Raw genomic sequence first — 12,395 nt, 5'->3', positions numbered from 1 at the left:
ATGAAAAACACGTTTTTTTCGATCCTTACGATTCTAATTTTTGCAGGTCTTATTTCTTGCGGCGGAGCGAAAGTGAGCCAAGCAGAATGTGATCCAGTTGTAAACGAATTGATTTCCAACCTTGCTGTTGGTCAAACTCCAGAGCAAGCTGACAAACTGAAAGCTATGCAAGGTCAAATTTCCGCTCATCTACTCAAAGAGTGTATGACTGGTAAATACGATCTTACTTGTTTAAAATCTTCTAAAACACTTGCGGCTCTTGCTACTTGTAAGAAGTAATTTCTAATAATAAAGGGCCGGGTCGTTCCGGCTCTTTATCTCTTCTACTTAATCTTCTTTTATCAAAAAGAAACCTTTCTCTTCAGAATAACATCCATGTTCCCTATACAATCCAGAAGGATAAAAATGTATCCTTTGAGCATACCTGTATCTACTGGAAACACATCTAAGGCAAACATCCCAGCGAATCGCCCAATCACATTCTTCTTTCCTGAATGCGGGAAGGACTCTTAAAAGAGGTTTTGATTCAGGAGTTTCATTTGGGAAGGAAACCTCTGGGGAAGGGTGGAGAAGGGGGGTGTACAGGATGGTCGAAGTTACTACAAAAAAGGCTAGGACTTGAAGGGTTCGACTCATTCTAACTTTGCTTCTCGGAGGCAGATACGAATTCTATCGGTCTAATTGAGAAGGACCTGGAGTGTTTGGGGGGAGAGAATTATGTCTCATCAAAATCGAGTAAATTCAGTGAAGTGTAGTAACTTCGACGGACATTGAAGATCTCTTTTTCTTGTCGAAGTTACTACAAAACTCAAATCTCATCCTGCTAACAGAATTCACTTTCTCTGAACTCAGTTCGATCCACTTTCAGACTCTTCCTCCTTCACTTTCCCAAAATCGAAGACTAGAAAAAATGTAAACCTTCCTACAAATTTTTCTCCTTCATGTAAAAAAGTATGACCCGATATGTTATCTCTATCAAAGCCCATTCGCGAAGAGGAGAAAAGGGTATAGTTTAGAACAGTCGCCGGAAATTACTTGAATTAAGCGTTTCGAGTTGGAATCTTTGTGTAATGGCATCCCGAAAAGATTTTATGGAAACCCTGTATCGGGAATCCAACGGGAGAATTTTTGATTTCTTGTATAAGTATACCGGAAATCCAGAAACCGCCTCAGACCTAATGCAGGATACATTTCTTAATTTTTTTAAGAAGTATTCCAATTCCGACTTAAACAAAGAGCAAGCCCTAAAGCTGTTATACACGATCGCGAGAAATCGATCGATTAACTATGCTAAGAAGTTTTCTACGGTGAAAGAATCCGGAACGGACGACATGGGAACTTATAGAGAAGAAGGACAAAGTTTCGAAAGAAAAACGGAACTTTCCGACTTAGAATCTAGATTGATGGATTGTTTGGACGACTTGGAAGAAGGAGAAAGATACGCTTTAGTATTAAAGAATATAGAAAAATACACGTTGGCTGATATTGCAGATATTATGGGGATCTCGATTGCAACTGCATCTAGATTGGTTGTGAAAGCGACCGGAAAGCTCGTAGAGATCGCAAAAAATAAACAAATTCTGCCGATGGAATAATACTAAGAAGACTGTTGAAGGGAAGAATGGACGAAAATTTCGAACATAAAATTAGGAAAGCGATTGAAGGTGAGAAGAACGAATATAGTTCTTCTATCGATAAATTGTCCGACATGCTTTCCAAATCTTGGGTTTCGTCTCCTTCAAATATTTCTTTCGAGGAAATTTACGAAAAGGCCCAAGCTTCTAAAGTTATCAGCTTTAAAAAACCGTTTTTATATACTATTGCGTCTGCTGCTGCGATCTTGATTGGAGCATTCAGTTTTCTTATTTTACAAAATCCTAAAGATGCCCCGGTCAAGAATGAACTCGGAATATCTGTGACTAAAATTATTGGAAAGGGATATTTGTTCTCTTCTGATTCCGAAAAACTTTTAGCATTAAACGAAGGCGAATCCGTAGGTTCCGGCCAGATCTTGAAAACCGAACCAGGATCTAAACTTTTCCTAAACATTGCAAAGGGAGAAGGTATGGTCTTGGAAGAATCTACAGAGCTTGAGATCATGAAAGAAGGAAAACAATCCTTCAGACTTCGTAATGGAAGCATTTTAGTCCATCTGCATAAGAACCTTAAAAAGGATGAATTCAGGATCATAACCGAAACAGGTTTGGTTGAAGTCAGAGGAACAAAATTTGAAGTTAGAGAAAGTTCGAAAGATGGAACTATAGTCTCCGTTTTAGAAGGAAGGGTCGCAGCTAAAAGTAGCAACGAACCGAATCGTGGAGAGCAAGTTTTGGAACCAGGCCAAAAGATCCGCTTAGAGTCAAAAGGATTCCAGAGAACTTTTCTATCTTCTGCAGAGCAAAAAGATTTAGGGTTTAAATTTTCAGAACTTCATGTAGATGAGATTGCTAGGAATTCCGAAAAATCTTTCTCCAATAAAGATGATCTATTTAACGAATACCAAAGATTGGAGAGGGTCATACTTTCCAATGGCGAGTCATTAGAAGGCGTAATCGTCGACATGGACGAAAATTTTATGTATTTGCAAACTCTTGAGAAGGAAATAAAAATCCAAAGAGATTCAGTTATGGAGGTGATTCAACTTCGTTAAAATCGAAATATTTTTGACATGTGGAGAATTTTAAAGAAATTCTACCAAAGAAGGCTAATTCCCATGTCTGAAGAAACTGCAAACCCCTCCGCAAAGACCCCTCGTTATAAAAGACATCTTGCCAATTATCTGATCGATAAGGACTTCCAATTAAGGTTCTTCTTAAATTTCTCTTTATTATTTATCTTCGGGTTACTTCTTACTCTTGGATTCTTATTCTGGATCCATTCTACCAAATACGACAAAGGGGTCGTTTTCAGACTTCGCCAAGACACTGTTAAAGTCTATCAAAAAGGATTCGAAATCGTTAACGGAGAAGAGAAGGATAAGTTCGTAGAGAAGGAACTTGCGCTTCCAGATTACGATCATGGATTGGATCTTTTTTCGATCCAATTTAAAGGAATTCTACTATTCTCTATGTTGTATCTTCTACTTTCTGCGATCTTTGTCTTGGTCTATTCTCATAAGATGGCTGGGCCGATCTATAATATTAAGAAGAATCTAAAGTTACTACTGGAAGGTAAGGACGTAGATAAGATCAGGATCCGAAGTGGCGACGAGTTTCAGGATCTTGCCGATCTTCTGAATGAGTTGATCGATAAGAAGATCCACGGCAAAAAGAATTGAGGGGATTCTGTCGTATCTTCGACTTATCCTTCTTCTTATCTAAATTTGAATAGCCAATTTAAAGAGCTCTTGAAACATGCAGAACGTGTATGAAGGATATACTCGTTCCGGAAACTTCTCATATATTATATAATTCCGATTCGAGAAAAATGGATAGGCTTTCGTCCGAAAGCGTTAACCTCGTATTAACCTCACCTCCTTATCCCATGGTAGAAATGTGGGATGATCTCTTCAAAAGTTGGGACAAAAATACTAAGACCGCTCTTTCCAAAAACTTGGGGAACGAAGCCTTCGATGCAATGCATTTGCAACTGGATAAGGTCTGGGCCGAATGCTTCCGTGTTTTGAAAGAAGGTGGGATCCTACTGGTAAATATCGGGGATGCCACTCGGAGCATAGGAGGGGAGTTCAGTTTATTTTCGAATCATTCGAGGATTTTACAGGCTTGTCGTAACTTCGGCTTTTCTTCGCTGCCAGATATTCTTTGGAGAAAGCAAACCAATTCCCCAACTAAGTTTATGGGTTCGGGAATGTATCCAGTAGGGGCCTACGTTACCTATGAGCATGAGTATATTTTGATCCTTCGTAAAGGGGGATTGAGAAAGTATTCCAAATCTGAGACGGAGATCCGACGAAGTAGTGCCTTTTTCTGGGAAGAAAGGAATATCTGGTTTTCAGATGTCTGGGATTTAAAGGGAGAAAGGCAGATTTTTAAGGATGTCGGAGCTTCGCGGGAAAGAACTGCGGCATTCCCTTTGGATTTTGCATATCGATTGGTGAATATGTTCTCGATAAAGGGGGATACAATTTTAGATCCGTTTTTAGGAACAGGAACTACATCGTTAGCTTCTCTTCTTGCGTCCAGAAATAGCATTGGATATGACGTAGATGAGGGGATTCTTGAAATTGCTAGGAAGAAACTTCTTAGTGGGGTGAATGTTTCGTCGAAGTTACTACAAAACAGATTGCAAGGTCATCTTGATTTCATTTCTGATAGGAAGAAGCAAAAGAAAGAGATTTCACATAAGAATAAACACTATGGATTTCCAGTAATCACTTCTCAAGAGACAGAATTGACCTTTGAGGTAGTAGATTCATTGCTCGAGAATGAACATTTTTCCTTGAAGGCTAGTTATTCCCGATTTAATCTGCAAAATTCTTCCAAAAAGTAAGTTTCAAATTGTTGCTATTCTGAAGGATCTAGTAGATCCTACTACAGCTTTATCGAATAAATTAGTTTTGTTGGAAAACCCTGATATGAAATACCAAGCACTTATATCCACATTCTTCATTTTATCTATTATGATTGCTTCACCTTCTGCTTTATATGCAGAAGAAGAGATCGCGATCGTACTTTTCGTCGCGGGCGACGCGTCTGGAATCCAGGATGGGAAGAAAGTGAGCCTCAAAAAGAATTCGATCCTAAAAAAACAGGACGAACTTGAAACGAAAGAGGGAAAAGTAGATCTTCAAATTGGTCCGTCAGTCGTTGTTCGTATTGCAGCTTTCACAAAAGTCAAGATTGCCGAGCTGAGTTCTGACAAAAAGGCGAATAAATCAAAATTGGAACTCGTTTCCGGCAAAGTATTTGCTCGAGTGGATAAAGGATCTAAGAAAGAAGATTTTACGATCACTGCCCCATCTTACAATGCAGGTGTCCGAGGAACGCAATTTGTAGTTTGTGAAGAAAGTGAGGCTCAACGTAAGGAAAATCCTGATAATGAAGATTCCGATGTTCCAAATGGGATTTTTGTGAAAGAAGGAGAAGTCGGAGTTACTACAGAAAATGGAAAAAACTTTCCATTAAAACGAGATGAAGAAGCTGTCGTATCTCCTCAAGGCTTACTGAAGCAACCTTTAGAGGAATTTATGCGTGAGAAAATGAAGATCTTAGATGGCTTTAAAAAGATCATAGAGGAGAATTATAAGATTCTCCGAGATCAGAAGCTTCAAAACCAGGAACTATTAAATCAAACTAAACAGGATATATAAATTTTTCCCGCGTAGTAACTTCGACAAACTGAGAGAAATAAAAATCTTCGCGCACTAACTCAAACATTGAAAATGAGAAGAGTATGAACTCTACCGTTTTCCAAAATGAGAAACTTAAACGAAAGGCAAAGATTGTTAAGAATCCATATCCTTCTACGGCACTGATTCCGGAACGGCTTTGGAGAAAAGTCCCTATTGATTGTAAACGAAACTTTCCTCGATACTTGAGGCGTTTGCAAGAGAAGTATGGTTTATTACTTCAGTCCCAGAAATATATGGGAAGAAATCCGCTCAGAACTTCTTTTCAGGCAAAAGGCCAAAATCTGGTTCGCCACAGTTATCGACCCAAAGAAGAAAATTACCAAGGGCTGAGAAACGTAGCACTTGCGCATGGTGTTTCGATGAATTGTATAATCGTATTAATGATTCAATGGGAATTGCTTGAAGTTGATGAAAGAATTCTTTCTCACTTTTGGCGAAATCGAAAACCGCCCACTTCAAGGATCATAGATATTCGTCGTGTTTTGAATTTAGAAACAAGAGAAGTTCAAATTATTTTAATAGGATGGCCCCGGAAATTCACCTTGGAGAGGGGATCCCCAAATTGGAGGTAGCATTTGGCATCTGATTGATAAGACATAATTACATTCCTGGAAATGGGAATTTTTGCTTGAAGAAATCAAGATATCTTGATATCTTGTATGAAGGTCTTGAAAATGTCGTTAAAGGATACGTCTTTAGAAGGAGAGTTTGTCGAAACTTACTCAGATTCAACCCTTGCTACGCCTTCTGCAGCAAAAGAGACCTTTCAGGACCGCGATATTCTGCTCGCGATCAAGGCATTATCTGATGAAACCCGTATTCGGGTTCTGCGGATACTTTCTATTGCCCCGCTTAATGTTCAGGAAATAACAGAAGTTCTGGATATGGGCCAATCCAGAATCTCTCGGCATTTAAAGATTCTTGCAGATGCCGGGTTTCTAACATCCCTACGTGAAGGTTCTTGGGTATATTATAGTCCTAAGGTTTCGAATGACGATTCACAAGATTTTTCTATGAGATTTCATACCCTTCTTTTGGATTATGAAAAAAGCCTTCCTTATTCGGACCAAGACTTAGTTAAGACTAAAGACATTCTCAAACAAAGAGATCTAAAAAGATCAAAATACTTCGATGATGTTGCTCAGAATTGGGAGAGCATCCAAAGTGATGTTTTGGATCCTGTGTTGTACAGGAATAAGATCCTGGATTTACTACCTGAACACTCTAGTCGGATCTTAGACCTTGGATGCGGCCCTGGCGGTTTAATTCCTTACTTATTGATGAAGAGTCAGGAAGTTATCGGGATAGATTCTTCTGAAAAGATGATTAAAGAGGCGAGAAGTTCCTTCTTAAATAATTCCCAAGTTCAATTGTTTACATCAGAGATTGAAACTCTGCCCGAGAATTTGATCCAGTCCGCAGATTCTGTCGTAGCTTCGATGGTCTTACACCACCTCTCAAATCCACCTCAGGCTATGAAAGAAATTCATAAAGTTCTGAAGGATGACGGCACTTTCATTATTGTCGATCTTAAGAAACACAATCAAGAAATCATGCGCGATAATTTCGCCGACTTATGGCTCGGATTCGAGTCGGAACTTCTCACAGATTGGCTGAACCACACAGGTTTCAGTCTTGAATCTATCGAAGAAGTGGAATCTCAGAAATACTTCAAAGTATTAATAATTAAAGCTAAGAAAAGAGGAGGACTTTAATGTCCGCTACAATACAAGAAAAAGGTTTAAAATATAAGGTTAAAGACATTTCTCTCGCGGACTGGGGTCGCGAAGAAATCATTCTGGCTGAAAAAGAAATGCCAGGTCTAATGTCCTTACGTAAAGAATATAAGGGGAAACAACCTCTGAAAGGTGCGCGTATCGCGGGTTCCCTTCACATGACTATCCAAACTGCAGTTCTGATCGAGACTCTAACAGAGCTTGGCGCAGAAGTTCGCTGGTCTTCTTGTAATATCTTCTCTACCCAAGACCATGCAGCAGCTGCTATCGCAAAAACTGGAGTTCCTGTGTTTGCTTGGAAAGGCGAAACCGAAGAAGAATACTGGTGGTGTGTAGAGCAGACTATCTTTTTCGACGGCGGAAAAGGTCCGAACATGATCCTGGATGATGGTGGTGACCTGACCATGTATGTTCACGAGAAATATCCTCAACTCCTTGCTGAGATCAAAGGAGTTTCTGAAGAAACTACTACAGGAGTAAAAGGCCTTGAAAAACTCCTCAAAAAAGGTGAATTGAAACTTCCTGCAATCAATGTGAACGATTCCGTTACCAAGTCCAAGTTCGACAACTTATACGGTTGTAGAGAATCTTTAGCAGACGGTATCAAACGTGCAACTGACGTTATGCTTGCTGGAAAAGTAGCTCTTGTTTGCGGATACGGAGACGTTGGAAAGGGTTCTGCTGCTTCTTTACGCAATTTTGGAGCTAGAGTGATCGTTACTGAGATCGATCCTATTTGCGCTCTTCAGGCAGTAATGGAAGGATACCAAGTTCTAAGGGTAGAAGATGCGATCGAATTCGTGGATCTTGTAGTAACTGCGACCGGAAACGACGACATTATTTCCCTTGAACACATGAAAGCAATGAAAGACGGCGCGATTCTTTGTAATATCGGACACTTCGACACTGAGATCCAAATGTCCAGATTGAATGCAGAGAAAGGTGTAGTGAAGAAGGAAATCAAACCTCAGGTAGACAAATACACTTTCGAGAATGGTAGATCCATCATCGTTCTTGCAGAAGGTCGTTTAGTTAACCTTGGTTGTGCAACTGGCCACCCATCTTTCGTAATGTCCTGTTCTTTCACGAACCAAGTATTGGCTCAGATCGAACTTTGGAACAATAAATACGAGATCGGCGTCTATAGATTACCTAAACAATTAGATGAGAAAGTTGCAGCGTTACATTTGGAGCAATTAGGAGTTCGCCTAACCACGTTAAACGCTAAGCAAGCTGAGTATATCGGAGTACCGGTAGAAGGTCCGTATAAACCGGAACACTACCGCTATTAATTGATAAAGGAGAGGTTGTGGCATACGTAGTAACTGAACCCTGCGTTGGGTGTAAAATTACTTACTGTGCTGCTGCTTGTCCTGTAGAAGCTTTCCGAGAAGGGAAGGATTACTTAGTCATAGATCCGGACATTTGCATCAATTGTAATGATTGTTTGAGAGAATGTCCGGTGAATGCCATTTTCCCGGAAGATGAGGTGCCGGTAATATGGAAAAACTGGATCGTTTTGAATGCAAAAGAATCTAAAACGTTACAGATGATCAACGATCTTAAAAAACCTCTTTTAGATAAACACTGCAATATTAAAGAATTATGAAACATAAATTTCCCACATATACAAACCCCAAAGCGCAAGAACTCCTAAAATTATTAGAAGAGCGGATACTTGTTCTTGATGGAGCAATGGGGACCATGATCCAGAGATATGGTCTGGGAGAAGAAGACTTCCGAGATGAAAGACTCAAGGATCATCCTTCTGCACTAAAGGGAAATAACGATCTACTTGTGATCACTAAACCTGAAGTGATCGAAGAAATACATTATAAGTTTTTAGAAGCAGGGGCGAATATCTTAGAAACGAATACTTTCAGCTCTAATAGGATTTCCCAAGCAGATTATAATGCAGAAGCATATGTAGACGAGCTGAATAGAAAGGCAGTCAAGGTGGCTCGTGCTGCAATGGAGAGGTTTGCTAAAACTCATCCTGACCAACCATTATTCCTTGCGGGATCGATTGGACCTACAACCAGAACAGCTTCTCTTTCTCCGGATGTGAATAACCCTGCATTCCGCGCAGTAACCTTTGACGAGCTGGTAGAAACATTTTACGAGCAAGTAAGAGCGCTGGTGGAAGAAGGAGTCGATATTCTTCTTTCCGAAACGAATATCGATACTTTGAATTTGAAGGCCATCATAGTTGCTATTGAAAACGTATTCAAAGATTTGAATGTACGAATCCCTGTATCACTTTCTGTTACAATCACTGACGCTTCCGGAAGAACTTTGTCAGGACAGACAATCGAGGCATTCTATAATTCCATCTATCATGCAAATCCTCTTTCCGTAGGAATTAACTGTGCCTTGGGTGCAGGCGAGATGAGACCTTATATAGAAGAATTGTCCAGGATCTCAGGTTGTTACATTAGTTGTTATCCGAATGCAGGTTTACCAAACGCATTTGGGGGATACGACCAAACTCCAGAAGAATTCGGGAACTTCTTAAACGATTTTTCCAACGAAGGTTGGTTGAATATTGCAGGAGGATGTTGCGGAACTACTCCTGCTCATATTAAAGAAGGTGCTAAGGCAGTCCAAGGCAAAAAGCCTAGGATCATACCGGAGATAGAAGGAAAAACCAGATTATCTGGATTAGAACCTTTGAATATAGATGAAACAACCGGTTTCGTCTTAATAGGAGAAAGAACTAACGTAACCGGTTCTCCTAAATTCAAAAAACTGATCTTAGAAGGAAATTTTGAAGAAGCAGTATCAGTTGCATTACAGCAGGTTGAAGCAGGCGCAAACGTAATAGATATAAATTTCGACGAGGCTCTTTTAGATGGAGAAGCCTCCATGAAAGAATTCTTAAACTTGATCGCAGTCGAACCTGATATCGCAAAGGTTCCTTTCATGGTGGACAGTTCCAAATGGTCTGTTTTGGAAACTGGATTAAAATGTATCCAAGGAAAACCGATCGTAAACTCCATCTCCTTAAAGGAAGGAGAAGAGAAGTTTCTACAACAGGCAAAAACGGTTAAGATGTACGGTGCTTCCGTCATCGTAATGGCTTTTGATGAACAAGGCCAGGCTGCCACTAAAGACGATAAGGTCCGAATTTGTAAAAGAGCTTATGATCTATTAGTGGAAAAGGCGGACTTCTCTCCGTTTGATATCATCTTTGATCCAAACATTCTCACTGTCGGAACTGGAATAGATGAACATAATAACTACGCGGTCGACTTCATAGAAGCGATCAAAGAGATCAAAGTTGTCTGCCCTGGTGCAAAGATCAGCGGCGGTTTAAGTAACATCTCCTTCTCTTTCCGTGGAAATAATCCGGTAAGAGAAGCAATGCACTCTGCATTCTTATTCTACGCAATCAAGGCCGGAATGGATATGGCGATCGTAAATGCAGGTATGCTTGCAGTTTATGAAGAAATTCCTAAAGATCTTTTAGAAAGAGTAGAGGACGTTCTCCTGAATAAAAGACCGGATGCTACCGAAAGATTAATCGATTTTGCTGAATCAGTTAAGTCGGGTGAAAAGGCTGAGAAAAAAGAAGAAGCTTGGAGAGAAGGGACAGTAGAGCAAAGATTAGAATATTCTTTAGTAAAAGGAATTGTAGAGTATATAGACCAGGACACGGAAGAAGCGAGGCTTAAATATGACCGACCTCTTCAAGTGATCGAAGGTCCTTTAATGGATGGAATGAGAGTAGTGGGCGATCTGTTTGGATCCGGAAAAATGTTCCTTCCTCAAGTTGTCAAAAGCGCGAGGGTGATGAAAAAATCAGTATCTTATCTTCTTCCTTTCATGGAAGAAGATAACAGCAAAGATGCTCAAGCCTCCACAAAACAAAAATTCCTGATCGCCACAGTGAAAGGTGATGTTCACGATATCGGTAAGAACATCGTTGCTGTGGTGCTTGCATGTAATAACTACGAAGTGATTGACCTCGGAGTGATGGTCCCATGTGAGAAAATTCTGGAAGAAGCGAGAAAAGAGAAAGTAGATATCATTGGATTGTCTGGTCTCATTACTCCTTCTCTAGATGAGATGGTTCATGTCGCTTCTGAAATGAAAAGGACAGGCTTCGATATTCCTCTATTGATTGGAGGGGCTACTACAAGTTCAGCCCATACCTCCGTAAAAATTTCGGAAAAATATGACCAACCTGTGGTCCACGTAATTGATGCTTCCAGAGTCGTGAACGTCGTAGCAAAACTTTTGAGTCCTTCTTTAAAACCTGATTATATAAAACAGATCAAAGAAGAGCAGAAGATCCAAAGAGAAATTTACTTCAATACAAGAAGTGATCGTAAACTTGTTTCTATCTCTGATGCCAGAGAAAATAAATACGTTACCGATTGGAATGTGACTAAGGTAACTAAACCGAATTTTGTGGGGGTTCGAGTTTTTGATAATGAGATCTCTCTAGAAGAATTGGTTCCTTATATAGATTGGTCTCCATTCTTCCAAGCTTGGGAATTAAAAGGACGTTATCCTTCTATTCTCGAAAGTGAAACGTATGGTAAACAAGCTAAAGAATTATTCAAAGACGCTCAAAAATTATTAGAAGATATCATTTCTAATAAAAGATATACAACCCGAGGGGTGATCGGTGTCTTCCCCGCAAATAGTGTAGGCGACGATATTGAAGTTTATGAGGATGAAACGAGAACAAATATTAAGACCGTTTTCCATACTCTTCGCCAACAGATCAGCAAAGAAGAGAAAGACGAGCCTAACTATTGTTTAGCGGACTATATTGCTCCAAAAGAAAGTGGAGTAGCAGATTATATTGGCGGCTTTGCGGTCACGGCTGGTCATGGAGTAGAGGCGTTCGCTTCTATCTTCGACTCTAACCTAGACGACTATAATTCCATCATGGCAAAGGCTTTGGGCGATCGTTTTGCAGAGGCTTTTGCCGAATATATGCACCTAAAGATCCGAAAAGAAATTTGGGGTTATGTGGCCGACGAAAATCTTTCTACCGAAGAATTGATCCGTGAACGTTATCAAGGAATTCGTCCTGCTGCGGGTTACCCAGCAAGTCCGGACCATACTGAAAAGAGAACCTTATTCGATCTATTAGAAGTGGAGAAGAATACAGGCATTACTCTTACGGAACATTTCGCGATGATGCCAGCGAGTTCGGTGAGTGGTTTATACTTTGCTCATCCGGATGCTAAATATTTCGCAGTGGCAAAGATCAATAAGGACCAAATCCAAGAGTATGCAAATAGGAAGGGAATGACCGTTTCCGAAGTGGAAAAATGGCTTTCCCCGAATTTAGCTTATGACCCCCAAGAGGCGGTTTCAAGAGTCTAATCTTT

Annotated in this window: 11 protein-coding genes and 1 pseudogene; 11 read left to right on the top strand and 1 reads right to left on the bottom strand. The window is 40.1% G+C overall.

What is annotated here, in order from left to right:
- A complete protein-coding gene (locus EHQ52_RS16265) occupies positions 1 to 279 on the top strand; it encodes a TIGR04454 family lipoprotein (RefSeq protein WP_100710754.1) in 279 nt (92 codons plus the stop codon).
- Between the two features lie 48 nt (positions 280 to 327).
- Here EHQ52_RS16265 and EHQ52_RS16260 read toward each other — a convergent pair.
- Positions 328 to 528, bottom strand: a pseudogene (locus EHQ52_RS16260) (hypothetical protein); the annotation flags it as partial.
- Between the two features lie 542 nt (positions 529 to 1,070).
- Between EHQ52_RS16260 and EHQ52_RS16255 the strand changes: the two are divergent.
- From EHQ52_RS16255 to metH, 10 genes are all read left to right on the top strand, one after another.
- Complete coding sequence (locus EHQ52_RS16255) at positions 1,071 to 1,595, top strand: RNA polymerase sigma factor (RefSeq protein ID WP_008588970.1); 525 nt, start codon at positions 1,071 to 1,073, stop codon at positions 1,593 to 1,595.
- Between the two features lie 26 nt (positions 1,596 to 1,621).
- Complete coding sequence (locus EHQ52_RS16250; RefSeq protein WP_208653519.1) at positions 1,622 to 2,650, top strand: FecR domain-containing protein; 1,029 nt, start codon at positions 1,622 to 1,624, stop codon at positions 2,648 to 2,650.
- A gap of 63 nt (positions 2,651 to 2,713) precedes the next feature.
- A complete protein-coding gene (locus EHQ52_RS16245) occupies positions 2,714 to 3,277 on the top strand; it encodes a hypothetical protein (RefSeq protein ID WP_135616228.1) in 564 nt (187 codons plus the stop codon).
- 89 nt (positions 3,278 to 3,366) lie between these two features.
- Positions 3,367 to 4,449, top strand: coding sequence for a DNA-methyltransferase (locus EHQ52_RS16240; RefSeq protein ID WP_135616227.1), 1,083 nt, complete (start codon positions 3,367 to 3,369; stop codon positions 4,447 to 4,449).
- Between the two features lie 85 nt (positions 4,450 to 4,534).
- Entirely contained in the window at positions 4,535 to 5,269 is a 735-nt protein-coding gene (locus EHQ52_RS16235; protein WP_135616226.1) for a FecR family protein, read from the top strand.
- 83 nt (positions 5,270 to 5,352) lie between these two features.
- Complete coding sequence (locus tag EHQ52_RS16230) at positions 5,353 to 5,883, top strand: DUF1564 family protein (protein WP_135616225.1); 531 nt, start codon at positions 5,353 to 5,355, stop codon at positions 5,881 to 5,883.
- A gap of 102 nt (positions 5,884 to 5,985) precedes the next feature.
- The gene (locus EHQ52_RS16225) at positions 5,986 to 7,026 is read left to right on the top strand and encodes an ArsR/SmtB family transcription factor (protein WP_135616224.1); all 1,041 of its coding nucleotides are present in this window, start codon (positions 5,986 to 5,988) and stop codon (positions 7,024 to 7,026) included.
- Positions 7,026 to 8,339 (top strand): adenosylhomocysteinase, encoded by a 1,314-nt coding sequence (gene ahcY, locus EHQ52_RS16220; RefSeq protein ID WP_100710762.1) that lies wholly within the window; start codon positions 7,026 to 7,028, stop codon positions 8,337 to 8,339. The genes EHQ52_RS16225 and ahcY overlap by 1 nt, the downstream gene beginning before the upstream one ends.
- A 17-nt stretch (positions 8,340 to 8,356) precedes the next feature.
- Positions 8,357 to 8,656, top strand: a complete 300-nt coding sequence (locus EHQ52_RS16215) for a DUF362 domain-containing protein (protein ID WP_135616223.1) — start codon at positions 8,357 to 8,359, stop codon at positions 8,654 to 8,656.
- Complete coding sequence (gene metH, locus EHQ52_RS16210) at positions 8,653 to 12,390, top strand: methionine synthase (RefSeq protein WP_135616222.1); 3,738 nt, start codon at positions 8,653 to 8,655, stop codon at positions 12,388 to 12,390. The genes EHQ52_RS16215 and metH overlap by 4 nt, the downstream gene beginning before the upstream one ends.
- Positions 12,391 to 12,395: the final 5 nt, after the last annotated feature.

Origin of the sequence: Leptospira koniambonensis (assembly GCF_004769555.1) — a bacterium.
Classification (GTDB): domain Bacteria; phylum Spirochaetota; class Leptospiria; order Leptospirales; family Leptospiraceae; genus Leptospira_B; species Leptospira_B koniambonensis.
Note: the sequence above shows the minus strand (reverse complement) of the source record. Positions and strands in the feature narration are given on the sequence as shown.

What these genes read in the sequence shown, in the direction of transcription:
- EHQ52_RS16265 (WP_100710754.1), top strand. Translation starts at nt 1, where the DNA reads ATGAAAAACACGTTTTTTTCGATCCTTACGATTCTAATTTTTGCAGGT.
- EHQ52_RS16255 (WP_008588970.1), top strand. Translation starts at nt 1,071, where the DNA reads ATGGCATCCCGAAAAGATTTTATGGAAACCCTGTATCGGGAATCCAAC.
- EHQ52_RS16250 (WP_208653519.1), top strand. Translation starts at nt 1,622, where the DNA reads ATGGACGAAAATTTCGAACATAAAATTAGGAAAGCGATTGAAGGTGAG.
- EHQ52_RS16245 (WP_135616228.1), top strand. Translation starts at nt 2,714, where the DNA reads ATGTCTGAAGAAACTGCAAACCCCTCCGCAAAGACCCCTCGTTATAAA.
- EHQ52_RS16240 (WP_135616227.1), top strand. Translation starts at nt 3,367, where the DNA reads ATGAAGGATATACTCGTTCCGGAAACTTCTCATATATTATATAATTCC.
- EHQ52_RS16235 (WP_135616226.1), top strand. Translation starts at nt 4,535, where the DNA reads ATGAAATACCAAGCACTTATATCCACATTCTTCATTTTATCTATTATG.
- EHQ52_RS16230 (WP_135616225.1), top strand. Translation starts at nt 5,353, where the DNA reads ATGAACTCTACCGTTTTCCAAAATGAGAAACTTAAACGAAAGGCAAAG.
- EHQ52_RS16225 (WP_135616224.1), top strand. Translation starts at nt 5,986, where the DNA reads ATGTCGTTAAAGGATACGTCTTTAGAAGGAGAGTTTGTCGAAACTTAC.
- ahcY (WP_100710762.1), top strand. Translation starts at nt 7,026, where the DNA reads ATGTCCGCTACAATACAAGAAAAAGGTTTAAAATATAAGGTTAAAGAC.
- metH (WP_135616222.1), top strand. Translation starts at nt 8,653, where the DNA reads ATGAAACATAAATTTCCCACATATACAAACCCCAAAGCGCAAGAACTC.